General features: G+C 43.8%; 15 protein-coding genes. 5 read left to right on the forward strand and 10 right to left on the reverse strand.

Features of this window, described 5'->3' with window-relative positions; genetic code table 11:
- From JMX94_RS09290 to JMX94_RS09315, 6 genes are all read right to left on the reverse strand, one after another.
- Positions 1 to 961 (reverse strand): PQQ-dependent sugar dehydrogenase (locus tag JMX94_RS09290; RefSeq protein ID WP_201565088.1); only part of this gene is annotated, 961 nt, incomplete at its 3' end.
- Between the two features lie 209 nt (positions 962 to 1,170).
- Complete coding sequence (gene clpB, locus JMX94_RS09295; RefSeq protein ID WP_201565089.1) at positions 1,171 to 3,768, reverse strand: ATP-dependent chaperone ClpB; 2,598 nt, start codon at positions 3,766 to 3,768, stop codon at positions 1,171 to 1,173.
- Between the two features lie 464 nt (positions 3,769 to 4,232).
- Complete coding sequence (locus JMX94_RS09300) at positions 4,233 to 4,724, reverse strand: murein L,D-transpeptidase family protein (RefSeq protein WP_265088950.1); 492 nt, start codon at positions 4,722 to 4,724, stop codon at positions 4,233 to 4,235.
- A 203-nt stretch (positions 4,725 to 4,927) separates the two neighbouring features.
- On the reverse strand, positions 4,928 to 5,719 hold the full coding sequence (locus JMX94_RS09305; protein WP_201565091.1) for an SDR family NAD(P)-dependent oxidoreductase: 792 nt from the start codon (positions 5,717 to 5,719) through the stop codon (positions 4,928 to 4,930).
- Positions 5,720 to 5,805: 86 nt separating this feature from the next.
- Positions 5,806 to 7,554 carry an AMP-binding protein gene (locus tag JMX94_RS09310; RefSeq protein ID WP_201565092.1) on the reverse strand — a complete coding sequence of 583 codons (1,749 nt, stop codon included), beginning with the start codon at positions 7,552 to 7,554 and terminating at the stop codon, positions 5,806 to 5,808.
- Positions 7,555 to 7,757: 203 nt separating this feature from the next.
- Positions 7,758 to 8,891: a DNA topoisomerase IB gene (locus tag JMX94_RS09315; RefSeq protein ID WP_201565093.1), complete on the reverse strand. Its 1,134-nt coding sequence runs from the start codon at positions 8,889 to 8,891 to the stop codon at positions 7,758 to 7,760.
- Positions 8,892 to 9,070: 179 nt separating this feature from the next.
- On the opposite strand from JMX94_RS09315, the gene JMX94_RS09320 reads away from it, so the two are divergent.
- On the forward strand, positions 9,071 to 9,523 hold the full coding sequence (locus JMX94_RS09320; protein WP_201565094.1) for a GNAT family N-acetyltransferase: 453 nt from the start codon (positions 9,071 to 9,073) through the stop codon (positions 9,521 to 9,523).
- 108 nt (positions 9,524 to 9,631) lie between these two features.
- Here the strand turns inward: JMX94_RS09320 and JMX94_RS09325 are convergent, their stop codons facing one another.
- The 3 genes from JMX94_RS09325 to JMX94_RS09335 all read right to left on the reverse strand — a co-directional run bounded on the left by JMX94_RS09325 (position 9,632) and on the right by JMX94_RS09335 (position 11,900).
- Positions 9,632 to 9,916, reverse strand: a complete 285-nt coding sequence (locus JMX94_RS09325) for a pyrimidine/purine nucleoside phosphorylase (RefSeq protein WP_201554161.1) — start codon at positions 9,914 to 9,916, stop codon at positions 9,632 to 9,634.
- Between the two features lie 69 nt (positions 9,917 to 9,985).
- Positions 9,986 to 11,081 (reverse strand): peptide chain release factor 2 gene (prfB, locus tag JMX94_RS09330; RefSeq protein ID WP_201565095.1). Its coding sequence is split into 2 segments (ribosomal slippage): positions 9,986 to 11,008 and positions 11,010 to 11,081, totalling 1,095 coding nucleotides; the frame shifts between segments, so codons are not numbered across the junction.
- A gap of 117 nt (positions 11,082 to 11,198) precedes the next feature.
- Positions 11,199 to 11,900, reverse strand: coding sequence for an HAD family phosphatase (locus JMX94_RS09335; protein ID WP_201565096.1), 702 nt, complete (start codon positions 11,898 to 11,900; stop codon positions 11,199 to 11,201).
- 216 nt (positions 11,901 to 12,116) lie between these two features.
- Between JMX94_RS09335 and JMX94_RS09340 the strand changes: the two genes are divergently transcribed.
- Complete coding sequence (locus tag JMX94_RS09340; RefSeq protein WP_201565097.1) at positions 12,117 to 12,563, forward strand: hypothetical protein; 447 nt, start codon at positions 12,117 to 12,119, stop codon at positions 12,561 to 12,563.
- 129 nt (positions 12,564 to 12,692) lie between these two features.
- Here JMX94_RS09340 and JMX94_RS09345 read toward each other — a convergent pair whose 3' ends face one another.
- Positions 12,693 to 13,229, reverse strand: coding sequence for a gamma carbonic anhydrase family protein (locus JMX94_RS09345; RefSeq protein ID WP_201565134.1), 537 nt, complete (start codon positions 13,227 to 13,229; stop codon positions 12,693 to 12,695).
- Between the two features lie 270 nt (positions 13,230 to 13,499).
- On the opposite strand from JMX94_RS09345, the gene JMX94_RS09350 reads away from it, so the two are divergent.
- From JMX94_RS09350 to carB, 3 genes are all read left to right on the forward strand, one after another.
- Positions 13,500 to 14,048, forward strand: coding sequence for a phosphatase PAP2 family protein (locus tag JMX94_RS09350; protein ID WP_201565098.1), 549 nt, complete (start codon positions 13,500 to 13,502; stop codon positions 14,046 to 14,048).
- A gap of 448 nt (positions 14,049 to 14,496) precedes the next feature.
- Positions 14,497 to 15,729, forward strand: coding sequence for a glutamine-hydrolyzing carbamoyl-phosphate synthase small subunit (gene carA, locus JMX94_RS09355; RefSeq protein ID WP_201565099.1), 1,233 nt, complete (start codon positions 14,497 to 14,499; stop codon positions 15,727 to 15,729).
- Positions 15,730 to 15,885: 156 nt separating this feature from the next.
- Positions 15,886 to 19,140 carry a carbamoyl-phosphate synthase large subunit gene (gene carB, locus JMX94_RS09360; RefSeq protein ID WP_201565100.1) on the forward strand — a complete coding sequence of 1,085 codons (3,255 nt, stop codon included), beginning with the start codon at positions 15,886 to 15,888 and terminating at the stop codon, positions 19,138 to 19,140.
- Positions 19,141 to 19,260 lie beyond the last annotated feature (120 nt).

Consider the following 19,260-nt stretch of genomic DNA (forward strand, 5'->3'; position numbering starts at 1 on the left):
CAGGACGCGTATCGTGATCCGGAATATCGGTTCCGGTATAATTACGGCCATTCGAGACGATTGGCCAGCCATAGTTCTTACCTTTTTCAATAAGATTAAACTCATCACCGCCGCGTGGCCCCATTTCATGCGCCCAAAGTCTGCCTTTCTCATCGAACGCCATGCCAAGTACATTACGATGACCCGTGGTCCAAAACTGGTCAGCGATATCATTATTTGTATTCATAAATGGATTATCGGCTGGCACTGAGCCATCAGGATTTAATCTCATAATTTTACCCAAATTCACACTCATATCCTGCGCTGGGGTTTTTTCTTGGCGCTCGCCTGAGCTGATATATAAATACTGCCCGTCAGGTGAAAACAGTAAGCGATGACTATAATGCCCCTGCCCTTTTACTTTTGGAAATTGCTCCCAAATGGGCGTCATGGCTTGTAAGCTTGGCCTGTCAGTATCTGACCCCGTCAATGTCGCTTTGATTACTTTTGCACCGAATTTATTACTATCAGCAGCTTTGCCTGCTTCAACGTAGCTAAGATATATATTGTTTGAAGTAGCAAAATCTGGCGCAAGGATAATATCGCCAAGACCACCCTGCCCGCCATAAGCCACTTTGGGTACGCCAGCGACCACTTTCTTAGCACCAGTAGCCGTATTAACAATCAATAGCTCGCCTGTCTTTTGGGTTACAAGCAGTTTGGCTGCTTTATTATTGACGGTAGGCAACGCGGTCATTGCCCAAGGTTCATTAAAGGTGGTCACTGCTTTCGTTGCAAAGGTAGGTTTTTCCATATTTGCTATGGATGCATCGATAGAGGCTTGCCCTTCTTTATACTCGCTCAGATCTTTATTGGTATTGACGGCTGAAGGATTAGAGCATGCAGAGACACTAAACAGCAGTGCGGTAAGAATCAACGGTAATGTTATTAGCGTATTTGTCTTTTTCTTATAGTTCATCATCCTGATATCATCTCCCTTAATTTTGTTGCATTCTTATTTGCACTATAATTATTTATACCATAATCAAAGTACGGGCAAAGTATAACAACGGTAAAATAATGCTTGCAGCAAACGCAAAAACCCCTTATTCACCCATATAAAGTATAGGCAAGTAAGGGGTTTTTTTAAACCATAACCGTCATTTAGCGACAGTCATTTAGCGTTTGCTATTAGCTCATTCTGAGCTTATCAAAGGTCAATTTATCATCGGCGCTCACATCGACTTTGATGATATCACCGGCGACAAAATCACCCGCCAGCAGTTTCAATGACAATGGGTTTTCGATCTCTTGCTGGATAGCACGTTTTAGTGGACGCGCACCATAAACCGGATCGTAACCAACTGCCACCAGCTTGTTCATCGCATCGGCTGATAGCTCGATATCCAACTCACGCTCATGCAAGCGCTGACGCAAGCGATCCAACTGAATCGCCGCAATACCAGACATCTGCGACATACCCAGTGGATGGAATACTACGATTTCATCAATACGGTTAACGAATTCAGGGCGGAAATGCTGCCCAACTGACTCCATCACCTCAGCTTTGATATCCTCATAGCTTTCGCCGACCATCTCTTGGATCTTATGCGAGCCCAAGTTACTGGTCATGATGATGACGGTGTTTTTGAAGTCAACCACGCGACCTTGCGAGTCCGTTAAGCGACCATCGTCCAATACTTGCAGTAAGATATTGAACACATCAGGGTGCGCTTTTTCAACTTCATCAAACAAAATTACACTATAAGGCTTACGGCGTACCGCTTCAGTTAATGCGCCACCTTCTTCATAACCAACATACCCTGGAGGCGCGCCTACCAAACGACTGACGCTATGCTTCTCCATATACTCACTCATGTCGATACGAACAATCGCATCCTCACTATCGAACAAGAAGTTCGCCAATGACTTAGTCAGTTCAGTCTTACCGACCCCCGTAGGCCCTAAGAATAAGAACGATCCAGAAGGGCGATTCGGATCAGACAAACCTGCACGGCTACGGCGTACCGCATTGGCGACCGCTTCGACCGCTTCATCTTGACCGATGACACGCTCATGAAGTTTTTCTTCCATCGCTATCATCTTGTCGCGCTCCCCTTGCATCATTTTGCTGACCGGAATACCAGTCGCAGCCGCCACGACCTCGGCGATTTCATTATCCGTGACCTTATTACGCAGCAGTTTGATACCACTATTTTCACCAGTCTGCTCTTTTTGCTCAGCCAAATCCGACTCATGGATACGGCGCTCTAGCTGCGGAATGGTTTCATACTGCAGCTTACTCATGGTCTCGTAATCGCCTTCACGGCTGGCTTTATCGTAAGCAATACGCGCTTTATCGAGCTCGTCTTTTAGCTGTTGGCTGCCTTTGACCAGTGCTTTTTCTGCTTGCCAAATCTCATTAAGATCAGCGTACTCTTTTTCAAGCTCTTCAATTTGTGCATCAAGCACTTTACGCTCTGCTTGCGCGCCTGCATCTTCTTCGTTTTTGAGCACTTCGCGCTGCATTTTTAACTGAATCAAACGACTATCAAGTTTACCAAGTGACTCAGGCTTGCTGTCCATCTCCATACGCAGACGACTTGCCGCTTCATCAATTAAATCAATCGCCTTATCTGGCAGCTTACGATCGGTAATATAGCGATGACTCATGCGCGCGGCAGCAATAATCGCGCTGTCTTGAATATCAACACCGTGATGCAGCTCATAACGCTCTTTTAAACCACGCAAAATCGCAATGGTATCCTCGACCGTTGGCTCATCGACCAGCACCTTTTGGAAACGACGCTCAAGGGCAGCATCTTTTTCGATATACTGGCGATACTCATCGAGTGTCGTCGCACCAACGCAATGTAGCTCACCGCGAGCTAACGCAGGCTTTAGCATATTACCAGCGTCCATCGCGCCGTCGGCTTTACCAGCACCTACTAAGGTATGCAACTCATCGATAAATAGAATGACATTGCCTTCTTGCTTTGATAAGTCGCTAAGTACCGCTTTGAGGCGCTCTTCAAACTCACCACGGAATTTTGCTCCCGCAATCAATGAGCCTAAATCTAACGACAACACTTCTTTGCGGCGTAGTCCTTCTGGTACATCACCATTGATGATTTTTTGTGCCAAACCCTCAATAATAGCCGTTTTACCAACACCCGGCTCACCAATCAGTACAGGGTTGTTTTTGGTACGGCGCGATAGTACTTGAATGGTACGGCGAATCTCTTCGTCACGACCAATCACCGGATCAAGCTTACCAAGCTCCGCCTGCTCAGTTAGGTTAATGGTATATTTATTCAACGCATCACGCTGATCTTCCGCATTTTGATTGTTCACCGTTTCATCACCACGTAATTGTTCAATGACCGCTTTTAACTTACTTGCCGTTACGCCAGCGCTTTCAAATATCTTTTTGGTGTCACCTTGTTCAGCAAGCGCCAACATCACCCATTCAGTGGCGATAAAATCATCACCTTCTTTTTGTGCTTGACGATCTGCCAAGTTCAAAATTTTAACCGAATTGGGGTTTAAATTAACGTCGCCGGTTGGCTCGCTAATCGTTGCTTGATTGTCGAGCGCCTTTGCCACACCATTTTTTAGCGCAGGAATAGACGCGCCCGCTTGCTGGCAAATAGACAAGTTAGACTCATCTTGCAGCAATACGGCAAGCAAATGCACAGGGTCGATACCTGTATGGTCGCGCCCTAACGCCAGACTTTGTGCTTCTTGAATGGCAGATTGCAACTTTTGGGTAAACTTCTCGAATCTCATATTTGTTTCCTCTTATAATTAATAATATTTTATATCTGATAGTAGCTGCGGCTTTTTATAAGTATTAAGATGCCGTAAGCTTTTCGTTGTTATCTATATCGGGTTTGTTAAGTAATATTTCAATGTCAATTTAACTGCTCTCAGTAATATTTAGTGGCTTATGACTGTCAGTTGCTTTCAATTAAATAGACCATACAAAACACTAATATATCACCTTATCAATATAAACCTTACTTATAACAATGATATGACGATAAAGCATTAATAGGCACATTTATGGGAGATTTCAAGGGAAGATAGAAAAGAAAAAATAGGAAGTTTGGAGTTTTTCAGAAAGAAAGAGATGAGTATGTTAAGAGTATGAATAAATTATCGAAAAAACCTTAAATGAGTGATTTAGAAATATCTATAAAAGTAGAAAGTACGTTAAATATGAGCTGAATAAACATACGTTAACAAGGTGCTTATTCCACAATTTCGATAGGTGTACCAATCTCTACAGCCGCCATGATTTCATCCATCTCATTATCGGTAACGGCAATACAGCCATCCGTCCAATCACGTTGCTGATTTATAGCTGCTAAATGCCCAAAACCGTTTTTCTGCCCATGAATCATAATATCCCCGCCAGGACTAACGCCACGTGATTTGGCACGGGCTTTATCCGCCGCATTGGGGTAGCTTACGTGAATAGAGCGGTAGAATTTGGATTTTTCATTTTTATAATCGAGTATATAAGAGCCTGTCGGCGTTCGTTTGTCACCTTGTTGCTGCTTATGACCGACAGGATTGCCACCGAGCGCAATATGATAAGTTTTAATCACTTTATTATCGCTTAACAACTGCAGGGTACGAGCGGACTTATCGACAAAGACTTTATCAATCACAATATTGTTAAGCATGGCTTGTTTGTTCTCTGAAACACCCTCATCAGCAATGGCACTCGTGCTAGTCATGATAGCGAGGCTAAAACCCATGACAATAAATAACCAATGTGAATATTTACTATATATATTGAAAAAAGACATAGCTTTTGCTTCTTAAAGGTAAGCGTTCATTAATAAAATCATCTTTGATAAGATAGCAAAAGACTATGCCAAGTTTGTGCAAGTTTTATGAATTAAGGGTAAATTTGCTGCACTCAAAATCTAAAATCACCTTATACCATACGAATCGCGCCATCTAGGCGAATCACTTCACCATTTAGGTAAGCATTATCAATGATATGCATGACTAATTTAGCAAATTCATTGGGATTGCCCAAACGTTTAGGATAAGGGACACCGGCCTCTAACTGCTCACGCGCTTTTTCAGGGATAGTCTCCATCATAGGTGTCGCAAAGACCCCAGGCGCAATGGTCATCACACGAATACCATGACGCGCCAGCTCACGCGCTAGCGGCAAGGTCAGACCAACGACGCCCGCTTTAGACGATGAATAGCTTGCTTGCCCTACTTGCCCATCAAAAGCCGCGATAGAAGCGGTATTGATAATGACACCATTATCAGCATTCTTCTTTGCGTCGCTTTCTGTATTATTGCCGTTCGCCACGCGCTTAGCAATACTAGCCGCGACCAAACGCGCCACGTTAAAAGAGCCAACAAGGTTGATATTAACCCCGCGACTAAAAGCATCAAGATCTGCTGGATTATTTTCACGATCAAGCAGCTTTTGTACGACAGCGATACCAGCACAGTTAATGGAACCTTGCAAACCGCCAAATTCTTTTTCAGCCAACTCAACAGCCGCTTGTACCTCATCACCACTGGTTACATCACAACGTGCAAAACGTACATTATCACCCAGTTCATTAACCAAAGCTTGCCCAGTTGACTCGTTCAAATCAGCAATAACGACCTTGCCGCCTTGAGCCACGATAGCGCGAACCACTGACTCACCTAGACCTGATGCACCGCCAGTAACTAAAAAGCTGTGTTGTTCAATTTGCATAATTATTCCTTTAATTGATGTTTTATTACTATTTTTATAAGCTAACTATTTTATTATTTTCAACTACTATTAACACCTCGATTCGTTTATGCAGCAGACAAACTACGCAGCAAAAAGCGCTGGATTTTACCACTTGGCGTTTTTGGTAACGCATCGACAAATTCAACCTCACGCGGATAGGCATGAGTTGAAAGACGTCTGCGGACCAAGTCTTGAATCTGTTTAGCAATCTCATCTGTCCCTTTGATGCCATCTTTTAGCACCACATAAGACTTAATCGTATGACCGCGCACTTCATCTGGCACGCCAACGGCGGCGGATTCTGCGACTGCCTCATGCTCAAGCACGGTATTTTCAACATCCGTAGGCCCTACGCGGTAGCCTGCTGTAATGATAATGTCATCATCACGTCCAGAAAACCAATAGCTGCCATCGCTATGGCGCTCGACCACATCGCCGGTTAAATAGTAATCTTCAGCAAAGGCGTCTTTCTCATTCCAACTATAACCGCGGAAATAAAACGCCGGCGATTGACTGACGACCACTGCCAGCTGTCCTTGCTCGCCATCAGGCAATATGTTCATGTCATCATCTAATACGACTAACGTATGCCCCGGTAACGCCATGCCCATCGAGCCTACTGGGCATTCATGAGCTAATGCATGGTGCTCGCAGCAGGTCATGCCCGTTTCGGTCTGCCCGTACTGATCGCACACTTTGCAGTTTAGATAAGTTTCCACCCAGTTGACGACTTCGGTATTCAAGGTTTCGCCTGCTGAATTGGCACAGCGTAGTAATAGCTTAGCATTGGCGTCATTGTGAGCTTCTTCAAACACGCCACTCGATTTCATCATCCGAAAGGCGGTCGGTGAAGATGCCAAATTGCTAATCTTATGACGGACCATAAAGTCGCGGGTATTGGCAGCGTCAAAGCCTGCTTCATTAAAATAGGTGGTGACACCCATCAGCAAAGGACCCGTAATCGCATAATATAATCCATATGCCCAACCGGGATCGGCCATGTTCCAGTAGTTATCATCTGCGCGCAAGTCAATCGCATAGCGCATATATAGATAAAAAGCTGATAGCGCGCTCAATGGCACACTGACGCCTTTTGATTTACCTACGGTACCTGAGGTAAACATTTGCAAAAACGGCGCATCTTCATCTAACAAAACAGCCTCTACCGTTTGCGGCTGAGTCGCCATCATCTGAGCATAATTATCATCAGTCCATTTGCTTTCATTATCAGTTTGCGCATTATTCCTACTGCCAACCATGACCATTTTGGTTTGCTCAGCTAAGTCTTCAAACTTGCCACGATTTTCCTGATTGGTAAAAACAACTTTGGTATTGGCCTTGTCCATGCGGTATTTAATCGAATCATAGCCAAAAGCGGTGAATAATGGTTGATAAACCGCCCCAATCCGCCAAGTTGCTAAAACAATCGTGAGCAGTTCAGGCGTACGCGGTAGCATGGTCGCCACTTGGTCACCGACCTTTACGCCATAAGACAGTAATATATTGGCAACTTGCGCACTTGCCTTATCAAGCTCAGCAAAAGTCATGCACGTTATGTTGCCAGCAGTATCTTCATGCACTAACGCCAAACTATCGCCGCGACCATCACGTACATGACGACCACAACAGGCCATATAGGCATTTAGACGGTCATCTAAGTTTTCACCAAATATCTCTGTTAATAGCGCATTCATATCAAAGTTATTATAGTAGTCGCTATAGCCAGTTGGGTTTGAAGAAGACGAATTGCTTTGAGACAGGTTGTCTGAAGACAAATTGGTTGAGGACGAAAAATCTATAGAAGAGGTATTCATAAGCTAATCCTTTAGCAATCGAGGGTCACTGACGATATCAGCAATTTATCAGGAGTAAAACAGTCATATCCTATACACTGTTTTCTCTTATTGTTTGCACTTATTAAATTTCATATGCTCTATTAGTAACGCATTTTTATATTTATTTCAATACATAACGTATCATTTTTAATTTTAATATGGTTTTTTTAGAGAAGATAAGCTTATTTTATGCCATTTAAAAATCCTAGCAACGCTTTCTCTTCACAGCTTTGATATTGCTTCGTACGTCCACGGCGCGCTTGCTTATAAGGCTCAAAAAACTGTCCTGCTAAAAAGCGCTCGATAATAACTGGATTGATATAAGAAGCTCGGCAGACAGCAGGTGTATTGCCAAGCTCCTCCGCCACCGCTTTGACCATAGCAGTAACCAGCTGTTGACGCTCATCGCTATTGGGTTCACTGGCTAATATTGCTTGCCCTTTCGAGGTTTGCAGCTCATCGTATAAATGACTGGCTGCAAGAACACTTGCCATCCAAGTACGAAAGTCTTTTGCGCTATATAAATTGCCGCTATACATCTTGCTCTCACAATCATGACCGCAAGTATGTGTGCGTAGATAGTCATTGATATGGCTACTGTCGACAACTTGCTTGTTGCCATCATCGTCCAAATATTTAAAAACCTGATAACCCGGTAACTCAGAACATGCCTGCACAATATCTATCAAACGCTCGTCTTGCAGCTCAATATGATGCTCCTTTGCGCTTTTTCCGACGAAATCAAACGCCAGTCCAGTGTCTGTTTCACTGACGTGCTTGCTGCGTAATGTGCTGAGGCCATAGCTCTTATTGAGCTTAGCATAGCGGCTATTACCGATACGAATTAAGGTCGTTTCCAGCAATTTAACCACGGCAGCTAGTACATTGGCGCGTGATAACGACTGCGCTTCTAAGTCTTTTTCGACTTGCGCACGTAGGTTTGGCAACGCCTCAGCAAAACCTATCATGGCATTAAACTTAGCTTGGTCACGTACGCGGTCCCACTCAGGATGATACAAGTACTGCTTACGCGCTTTATCATCGCGGCCTGTCGATTGCAGATGCCCTTTATCATCTTGGCATATCCAAACCTCTGACCACATCGGCGGTATCACCAGCGCATCAAAACGCTTGCGCAACGCTTTATCTTTCACCGTTTTACCTATGGCGTCTTTATAGGTAAAGCCACGTCCCCAACGCCTACGTGTAAACCCAGGCTCATTATCACTGACATAGCGTAAGTTGGCCAAGCGAGCCAAATATTCATAATCATGGCGCACATCCTGCGTGGTTGTTTGGTCATCTAGCTTCGCCATAATACATACTCGATTGATAAAATAGTCGTTTTAGCATAATCAATTGTGATTATTTTTGCTGTTTGTTTGCCACGAGCAAAGTGTAATCGATGTGTAAGAAACACTCTTTAAAGGGTTCTAAATAATGAGCTTTTGAGCCATAATTCGATAACCACCACCACTTAAGTTAAATAAATATCATGAAAAATACCTCTATAAAAATAACCCCATTATCTAAAGCTGATTACGACTCTTGGTTAAATTTATGGCAGCGCTATCTGGCATTTTATGAAACCAGTTTGCCACTAAGGACGACTAATACAACATGGCGCAACTTGCTTGATAGCGATATGCCGATTTATGGCTTTGGTGCGTGGCAAGACGACACGCTGCTAGGTATCACGCATGTGGTGCTACATCCCAATACTTGGAATACGACAGAGTGTTGTTACTTAGAAGACTTATACGTTAGTGAAGCGGTGCGCGGTCAAGGCCTCGGGCGCGCATTGATTGAACAGGTATATGAATTTGCCAATAAGAGAAACTGCAACCGCGTTTATTGGACAACGCAAGAAGGAAATACCACCGCGCGCAAACTCTATGATGTAATTGCCAGTCAAACGGACATGGTGCAATACCGTAAAAACTTATAATGGTTGTCCAATACTTTATGACTCAAATTCACCTCAAAATGCAATCATAAAAAAACGCCAAGCGTTAAACACTTGGCGTTAATCTGTTGACTACTACTCTAAAAATACTTATTTACCATAAACACATAAATAAGCCGTTTCTACTGCTACTTTTACTTGAAACTTCTGATTGGCTTCAACAGTAAATTGCTCGCCAGCGTTAAATGTTTGCCACTCATCACTCTCTGGCAGTTTGACCGTCAAGGCACCACTGACTACGCTCATGGTTTCAAATTCGCTGGTACCAAATTCATACTCGCCAATTTCCATCACGCCAACGGTAGCCGGCTTGGTCGCTGTTTGAAAAGCAATAGAAGTGACTTTATCATCAAAATAGTTATTAACGCTTGGCATAATTTTCCTTAATTAAATAGTGTTTGGGTTTAAATCTATCTTTTAAATGGTATTAATAATAGTCTGACTTTACAATCCCGCTTTTAAGCTTGCTTCGATAAATTGGTCGAGGTCACCATCTAGCACCGCGCCAGTGTTAAAGGTCTCAACGCCAGTACGCAAGTCTTTAATGCGCGAGTCATCGAGTACATAAGAGCGGATTTGACTGCCCCAACCGACATCAGACTTACCATCTTCGACTGCTTGTTGTGACTCCATACGTTTTTGCATCTCAAGCTCATATAACTTAGCACGGAGCATTTTCATCGCTGTCGCTTTGTTACCATGTTGGCTACGCTCGTTCTGACAAGTCACCACCACGCCACTTGGTTCGTGGGTGATACGTACGGCGGAATCGGTGGTGTTCACGTGCTGACCACCGGCGCCCGATGAGCGGTAAGTATCGATACGCAAATCGGCTGGATTGATATCAATCTCGACGTTATCATCGATTTCAGGCGACACAAAAACAGCAGCAAACGAAGTATGACGACCATTATTACTATCAAATGGTGATTTACGCACTAAGCGATGCACGCCTATTTCGGTACGTAACCAACCAAACGCATAATCACCCTTAATCTCAATCGTGGCTGATTTAATCCCAGCAACGCTACCAGAAGACACTTCAATCACGTCAACCTTAAAGCCATGTGATTCCGCCCAGCGCGTATACATACGCAGTAGCATTTCTGCCCAATCTTGCGCTTCCGTGCCGCCACTACCTGACTGGATATCCAAGTAGCAATTGTTTGGATCCATCTCGCCACTAAACATTCGGCGGAATTCTAAATCAGAAACGCGCTTCTCTGCATTGTCGAGCTCTGCTTGCACATCAGCAAGCAATGATTCGTCCTCTGCTTCTACCGCCAGCTCTAGCATGGCAGCAGCATCTTCCAAAGTAGTTTCAAGCGAAACCACCACGTCGATGACGCCATCAAGCTGACTTTTTTCTTTATTAATCTTGGTCGCGCGCTCTGGATCATTCCATAGCTCAGGGTTTTCTAATTCTAAATTGACTTCTTCTAAGCGTTCTTGCTTACCGTCGAAGTCAAAGATACCTCCGCAAATCCTGCCCACGCTCAGATAAATCTTTGATTTGTTCTTGATACGGATTGATTTCCATAAGTGTTCCTGTCTTTTTAAATAGATATCTCACTGATATGGCGCTATTTTAAATGAGATTGACAATAAATAGTTGGCTAATTAGTACTGCCTGTATATTAAATAGCAGTTAAACTGCCTAAATCGACCAATCTTCTACTGCCCAACGATGGGCAAGCGCGTGCGCATGTAGCGCATCATCGGGTGACACGCAAATAGCCACATCTGCCCACTCGAGTAATGGAATGTCATTTTTGGAGTCTGAGTAGGCATAAGTTTTATCAAAATCCATACCCGCTGATTTTCGCTTATCTATCCATTTATTGAGATGGTAAATTTTACCTTCTTTAAAATTAGGCTTATCCGTTAATTTGCCGGTATAGCGCTGGTTTTTTATTTCAAGTGGCGTCGATAGCACATTGGCGTCTTCAATACCGAAACGCTTGGCAATGGCTGATACCACAAAGTTATTGGTGGCAGAAATAATCACTACTTCATGACCCTTCTCGACGTGATGACAGAGCACCTCCATGGCTTTTGGGCGAATGTGGGGCTCGATTTCCGTCTTAATATAGTCTTCGCGCAGCTCATGTAATCTGTCCATCGGTAAGCTACTTAAGAATTGTGCGACAAATTCATTATATTCGGTCGCATCAAGCGTACCTTCGATATAATCTTGATAAAACTTTTGATTGGCAGTGCGATACTCAGCTTCGTCAACCAGATTATGCTTAACGATATACTCACCCCATAGGTAATCGCTATCGACATCGAGTAAAGTATGGTCTAAATCAAAGAGTGCCAACTCTTTTGGAGCCTGTCCTGCTTGTGTTGCCTGCATAATGGAGCCTTATTCTTGTTTATTGAGGGAATAATTTTTTAGATATAAATAATTTTTGAAATAAAGAGCTTAAAATAAAAGTATTGATGAATATAAAACTTGCTGAATAAACTTTTAGAAGCCCACAGTTTACCAAACAAAATTATGCTAACTTGTTTACTTTAATATCCCATTAGCTTATCTTTAGCCTGCTGAATAATAACAATAGAGAAATTTATGAAAGCGCCTGATGATAAAACTGCTTTGTCCAACCGACCGCGACCTCCTGCCCGCTCAATCAGAGAAATCAGGCGACGGCAGTTAGGCAAAAGCTATCAATCGCCTTTAGAGCGTCTGCTTTATGCGCTGTTAAACGCTCTGTTATATGGTTTTGGCGGCTTGCTTATCGACCTTGCCATCGTTGTTATTCGCTCCATCGCCGGTATGGGCAATGGCGAGATATTCTGGCTATTTACGCCGTTTATGCTAATTTTGGGGGCATTAACAGGTTTTATCGTCGGTAAAAGCGCCGGTGCTGAAAGCGTCAATGCCTTAAATATCGACGATACCGGTAATAATCATTACCTTAGCGACCACTCTATTCGCCATGATATCTTTCGCGGCCTGATTATCGGCATTATCATTTTTGCCGTTATTTGGCTTATCATGATGCTACTGGCATAACGACCGTTTGCATAAAGAGCCGCTCAATGTCAAAAAATAAGTTAACATTCGTAAAAGGGATTGCTCACTATAAAGCCATCCTTTTTTATAAATTTGCTTTAATTTCTATTGTTCTAGCATCTATAGCAATTAATCAGGCATCGCTATTTCTGTTAAGCCAGTTTTAAATTTTTGACAACGCTCAACATAATGTAACGCTGACATTTTTAACATTGCCGCCTGCTCATCGGTCAAGGTTTTGACCACTTTTGCCGGAGCGCCCATCACCAGTGAATTATCCGGAATCTCTTTACCTTCGGTGACCAAAGCTTTGGCACCAATGATACAGTTTTTGCCGATTTTGGCATTATTTAACACCACCGCACCAATACCTATCAAGCTATTATCACCAACTTCGCAGCCATGCAGCATTGCTAAATGTCCAATGGTGACATAATTACCGATTTTAACCTCAATGCCTGCATCGGTATGAATGACGCTGTTTTCCTGTACATTACTATAATCACCGATATGAATGCGCTCGTTATCACCGCGAATCACCGCTCCAAACCACACGTTGGCTTTATGACCCAAATATACATCGCCTATCACCCGTGCTGAGTCCGCAACCCAACCATTAAAAGGTGCTGCAAACTCTGGCGTTTTGTCTAAATATTGATAAATCATCATCTATCCTTAATCGTTATTTTTATATAAGTTTATACATGGTAAAAGTGCGTGGTAAAAAAGCCTAGCGTAAAAAACGTGTCATAAATAAATGTGACCTAAAGCGTGATAGTTGTAAAGAAAGATAAAAACTTTATAGTATAATGCTGCCGCCAATCAATAGAGCAATTAGCAATTACAATAGAGCCGTATGCCATTTATCCCTATAAAATAACCATAAAATTTTATACGGACAATCAACGCTCACCAACCCTTTTTAGGATCGCAGTGATGATCAGCAAAAAATATGCCCCTATCATTTTACTATCGACCAGCTTGATGGTTGCCATCCCTGTCCACGCAGACAGTAGCTCTACTAGCAAGGTAGGCGATGTGCTGGCCTTTGCGATACCGGCAGCTGCTTACGGTAGCACTTATTATATGGATGATAAAGAGGGTCGTCAGCAATTTTACTATTCATTTGCGACCAACATTGCTGCAACGCAAGTGCTAAAGTCAGTGATAGATAAAGAGCGACCCAATGGCCGTGATGAGAAATCCTTCCCCTCTGGTCATACCTCAATGGCGTTTCAGGGCGCAAGCTTTATTCATAAACGCTATGGCTTAGAATATAGCATCCCTGCTTATATTGGCGCAGGTTTCGTGGCTTATAGCCGTGTTGAAGCCGATGAGCATGATGTGACTGACGTATTAGCAGGAGCAGCCTTAGGGGTTGCCAGCAGTATGTATTTAACCAAAAGCTATTATGATGACCAGTTGCATATCGCCACCAATTTAGCGCCCGACTATTACGGCTTATCGGTTCATTATAATTTTTAAGGCTTTAGATTGCTTGTAGATATAATCAGTTCGATGTAAAAACGATATGGCGAGTCTATTTTATTTGGCATCAACTATACAACCTGTTTAGAATAAAAACGCTTTTGGTATTGCCTCAGTTTTTGATTAAATAACAACCGTTTTAACATTATGCCCATTTTATCTGCCTTCCTCACCTTAAGGTGCTAGCCCTTAACGCAAAACTCTAGTATAATGCGCAAAATCTGTGCCAAAGCGAGCGGACATGATGTAAATTACTTATTCACCCCTTAGTGAATCCTGTACCTTTTCATCTATGATGTCTTCTCGCTTTTTTGTGGAAAAATTTTGGCGCTGTCTCTTTTATTATGGTTATTTAGCCGCAGTTAAATAGCAATAATCAAAAAAGCAGCGCTTTATTTTAACCTAAAAATAGCACAGCACTCACTAATAACAGCGGAGGCAACCCTTGAATTCATCGGCAGAAATACAAGCAATTTTGGCACTAGCAGACGGTACGATTTTTCGCGGTTTGAGTATCGGTAGTCTTGGTCATCGTGTCGGTGAGGTGGTATTTAATACAGCCATGACAGGGTACCAAGAAATCCTAACTGACCCAAGTTACGCACGCCAACTGGTCACGCTTACTTATCCGCACATTGGCAATACTGGTACCAACGCTGAAGATGTCGAATCTGGTAATGGTCATCAAGTATGGGCTGAAGGTCTTATCATCCGCGATGCGACCATGGTGACCTCAAACTTCCGCAACTCAGAGTCATTGAGTGATTATTTACAGAGCCATAATACCGTCGCCATTGCTGATATTGATACCCGTCAATTGACCCGCCTATTACGTGATAAAGGTGCACAAAACGGTTGTATCATGACCGCTTCTAACGGCGCAACGATTAGCAGCGAAGATGAACAGCAAGCGATTAAATTGGCACAAGAATTTGCTGGTATCGAAGGTATGGACTTAGCAAAAGAATGCTGTACACCGACGATATTTGAATGGACCGCCGGTAGCTGGGATTTATCAGACACCTTACTTAACCGCGATGTAGCTGGTAGCCATGATAGCGGTACGGGCGGCTTCTTTAAACATTTGGGCACGCACGTCGAAGCAAAATACAATGTCGTCGCCTATGACTTCGGTAGCAAAACCAATATCCTACGTATGCTAGTAGACCGCGGCTGTCATGTCACCGTCGTACCCGCGCAAACGCCTATCGCAGACGTGCTGGCGATGAATCCAGATGGTATCTTCTTATCAAATGGCCCTGGCGACCCAGCTGCTTGTGACTATGCTATCGATGCGGTACGTCATATCATTGAAGAAACGGACATTCCAACCTTTGGTATCTGCTTAGGTCATCAGCTGATTGGTCTTGCCAGCGGTGCAAAAACCATCAAAATGAAAACTGGTCATCATGGTGCCAACCATCCAGTTCAAGACTTGGCCACTGGTACAGTTATGATTACCAGTCAAAACCATGGTTTTGCCGTTGATGAAGACACCCTGCCTGACAACGTTAAATCTACCCATCGCTCATTATTTGACGGTACTAACCAAGGTATTGAGCTGACCAATAAGCCCGTCTTTAGTTTCCAAGGTCACCCAGAAGCCAGCCCTGGCCCGCATGATGCTGCGCCATTGTTTGATAAATTTGCCGATATGATGGCAGCGGCGAAAGCGTAAGTTATCAATAATTAGCCGTAAGCAAATAATCAATATAAAGCTTGAAGCACAGATGGTGGTTCAAGCTGCACCATAGCAAACACGATAAGCGTTATTGAACATATCGTTAAAATACAGATTACTCAAAATATCACCCAAACGAAGGTAGCCCTAACTATGCCAAAACGTACCGACATAAAAAGCATTCTTATCATTGGCGCAGGCCCTATCGTCATCGGCCAGGCATGTGAGTTTGACTACTCAGGCGCGCAGGCGTGTAAAGCGCTAAAAGAAGAAGGCTACCGCGTCATCTTGGTCAACTCAAACCCTGCAACCATCATGACTGACCCTGTCATGGCTGATGCGACCTATATCGAGCCGATTACTTGGCAGACGGTTGAGCAAATCATTGCTAAAGAGCGTCCGGATGCTATCCTGCCAACGATGGGCGGACAGACGGCGCTAAACTGTGCTTTAGACCTAGACAAACATGGCGTCTTGACCAAATACAACTGCGAATTGATTGGCGCGACCAAAGACTCAATCGAGATGGCAGAAGATCGCAACTTATTTGATAAAGCCATGAAGCGCATCGGCCTTGAGTGTCCACGCGCTGAAACGGCTGAAACCATGGAAGAAGCCTTTGCGACCCAAGAAAAAATGGGCTATCCGTGTATCATTCGTCCGTCATTTACTATGGGTGGTTCAGGCGGCGGTATCGCCTATAACCGTGACGAATTTATCGAGATTTGTGAGCGCGGTTTTGACTTATCACCGAACCATCAATTGCTTATCGATGAATCGTTAATCGGTTGGAAAGAATATGAGATGGAAGTGGTTCGTGACAAAAACGACAACTGCATTATCATTTGTGCGATTGAAAACTTTGACCCGATGGGCGTACATACAGGCGACTCAATCACAGTTGCCCCAGCACAAACCTTGACCGATAAAGAATACCAAATCATGCGTAATGCTTCATTAGCAGTACTGCGTGAAATCGGCGTTGAAACGGGCGGCTCAAACGTGCAGTTCGGTATCAACCCTGAGACTGGTCGTATGGTCGTCATCGAGATGAACCCACGCGTATCACGCTCATCAGCATTGGCATCAAAAGCCACTGGCTTCCCGATTGCTAAAATCGCAGCAAAATTGGCGATTGGCTATACACTAGATGAATTGCAAAATGATATCACTGGTGGCAAAACGCCAGCGAGCTTTGAGCCGGCGCTTGATTACGTTGTGACGAAAATCCCTCGTTTTAACTTTGAAAAATTCCCACAAGCCGATAATGTTTTATCAACGCAGATGAAATCGGTTGGCGAAGTGATGGCAATCGGTCGTAACTTCCAAGAGTCGATGCAAAAAGCATTACGCGGGATGGAAACTGGCAATGATGGTTTTGATGAGCAAATCGACTTATCAAAAGTAAGCATCGAAAAAGCCCGTAGCGAGATTAACAATCGCTTAACCATTCCAACGCCTGAACGTATTTATTATATTGCTGATGCTTTCCGTATTGGCATGAGCGTCGATGAAGTGTTTAATTTAACCAAAATCGACCCATGGTTCTTGGTACAAATCGAAGATATCGTCAAAACTGAAGCGCAAGTTAAAGCGTTAGGTTTTGGTGGTTTAACTGAGCATAATTTACGCAGCTTTAAACGCAAAGGCTTATCAGACTTGCGTTTGGCGAAACTGCTTGGTGTATCACAGAAGCAGCTACGCACCAAGCGTTGGGATTTAAACGTTTATCCAGTCTATAAGCGCGTCGATACCTGTGCCGCAGAGTTTGCGACTAGCACCGCTTATATGTACTCAACATACGATAGCGAATGTGAAGCCAATCCTACCGATAATAAGAAAATCATGGTTATCGGCGGTGGTCCTAACCGTATCGGTCAAGGTATCGAGTTTGATTATTGCTGCGTCCATGCGGCGCTTGCCATGCGCGAAGACGGTTATGAAACCATCATGGTTAACTGTAACCCTGAAACGGTTTCAACCGATTATGACACCTCTGACCGTCTCTACTTTGAGCCAATCACGTTAGAGGACGTGTTAGAAATTGTCCGTATCGAAAATCCTGATGGCGTGATTGTACAGTTTGGTGGTCAAACACCATTGAAACTGGCACGCGCGCTTGAAGCTGCCGGCGTTAAAATCATTGGTACTAGCCCAGATGCGATTGACCGTGCTGAAGACCGCGAACGCTTCCAGCATATGATTCAGCAATTGAATCTTATTCAACCAACCAATGCTCTAGCGACGAGCTTAGAAGATGGTTTGGTTAAGGCAAAAGACGTTGGTTATCCGTTGGTGGTACGCCCGTCTTATGTACTCGGTGGTCGCGCGATGGAAATCGTTTATAACGAAGATGAATTAAGACATTATCTACGTACTGCGGTACAAGCATCGAATGAAGCACCGGTATTGTTAGACCGTTTCTTAGATGATGCTATTGAAGTCGATGTCGATTGTGTTAGCGACGGTACAGACGTGGTGATTGGCGGTATCATGCAGCATATCGAACAAGCTGGCGTCCACTCTGGTGACTCAGCCTGTTCACTGCCGCCTTACTCATTATCTGATGAATTGTGTGACGTTATGCGCGCGCAAACCGTTGCGATGGCAAAAGAGCTTGGCGTAATTGGTCTAATGAACGTCCAGTTTGCGGTAAAAGGTGAAACCGTTTATATCTTAGAAGTCAATCCACGTGCAGCCCGTACTGTACCTTTCGTTTCTAAATGTATCGGTACGTCATTAGCGCAAATCGCGGCGCGCTGTATGGCTGGCACGTCATTAAAAGACCAAGGCTTTACCACTGAAATCGTTCCTGCATTTTTCGCGGTAAAAGAAGCAGTATTCCCATTTGCTAAATTCCCTGGTGTTGACCCAATCTTGAGCCCTGAGATGAAATCAACCGGTGAAGTGATGGGCGTTGGTAAAACCTTTGGCGAAGCATTCTACAAAGCGGTTATCGGTAGTAACGAGCGTCTGCCAGGTCTACCTGTTGAGGGCGAAACCAAAACTGTCTTTATCTCGGTACGTGATAGCGATAAAGAACAAGTCGCCCCTATCGCCCGTCAGCTAATCGACTATGGCTTTAAAATCGTTGCCACCACGGGTACGCAAAAAGTACTTAGCGATAACGGTATCGAGTGTAAGCAAATCAATAAAGTCACCGAAGGTCGCCCACATATCGTCGATGCCTTGAAAAATGGTAAAATCGACCTTATTATCAATACCACTGAAGGCAAACAGGCACAAGAGGATTCATTCTCTATTCGCCGTAGTGCTCTGCAAGGTAAAGTCTTTTATGTGACAACCTTAGGCGCGGCAGATGCGGTTTGTAAATCTTATGCCATCGACTTACCGTTTGACGTGTATAAGCTACAAGATTTGCACGAACAAGCAAAGACTATCGCATAGCTCTATTGACTTGGCGGCATAATTTCAGTAGATTAAGCATAATTGCAGTGCTTGTTTAATCGCTGCTGCAAAACTTGTTATCTATTTTTATATAACAGTAGTGCTTAAAAAACGTACGGC

This window comes from Psychrobacter sp. CMS30 (assembly GCF_904846565.1).
In the GTDB taxonomy this organism is placed as follows: domain Bacteria; phylum Pseudomonadota; class Gammaproteobacteria; order Pseudomonadales; family Moraxellaceae; genus Psychrobacter; species Psychrobacter maritimus.

Excerpts from the sequence above, each read along its gene's own strand:
- JMX94_RS09350 (WP_201565098.1), top strand. The coding sequence starts at position 13,500 with ATGATCAGCAAAAAATATGCCCCTATCATTTTACTATCGACCAGCTTG.
- JMX94_RS09320 (WP_201565094.1), top strand. The coding sequence starts at position 9,071 with ATGAAAAATACCTCTATAAAAATAACCCCATTATCTAAAGCTGATTAC.
- carB (WP_201565100.1), top strand. The coding sequence starts at position 15,886 with ATGCCAAAACGTACCGACATAAAAAGCATTCTTATCATTGGCGCAGGC.
- JMX94_RS09300 (WP_265088950.1), bottom strand. The coding sequence starts at position 4,724 with ATGACTAGCACGAGTGCCATTGCTGATGAGGGTGTTTCAGAGAACAAA.
- JMX94_RS09305 (WP_201565091.1), bottom strand. The coding sequence starts at position 5,719 with ATGCAAATTGAACAACACAGCTTTTTAGTTACTGGCGGTGCATCAGGT.
- JMX94_RS09345 (WP_201565134.1), bottom strand. The coding sequence starts at position 13,229 with ATGATTTATCAATATTTAGACAAAACGCCAGAGTTTGCAGCACCTTTT.
- JMX94_RS09335 (WP_201565096.1), bottom strand. The coding sequence starts at position 11,900 with ATGCAGGCAACACAAGCAGGACAGGCTCCAAAAGAGTTGGCACTCTTT.
- JMX94_RS09315 (WP_201565093.1), bottom strand. The coding sequence starts at position 8,891 with ATGGCGAAGCTAGATGACCAAACAACCACGCAGGATGTGCGCCATGAT.
- clpB (WP_201565089.1), bottom strand. The coding sequence starts at position 3,768 with ATGAGATTCGAGAAGTTTACCCAAAAGTTGCAATCTGCCATTCAAGAA.
- JMX94_RS09340 (WP_201565097.1), top strand. The coding sequence starts at position 12,117 with ATGAAAGCGCCTGATGATAAAACTGCTTTGTCCAACCGACCGCGACCT.
- JMX94_RS09310 (WP_201565092.1), bottom strand. The coding sequence starts at position 7,554 with ATGAATACCTCTTCTATAGATTTTTCGTCCTCAACCAATTTGTCTTCA.
- JMX94_RS09325 (WP_201554161.1), bottom strand. The coding sequence starts at position 9,916 with ATGCCAAGCGTTAATAACTATTTTGATGATAAAGTCACTTCTATTGCT.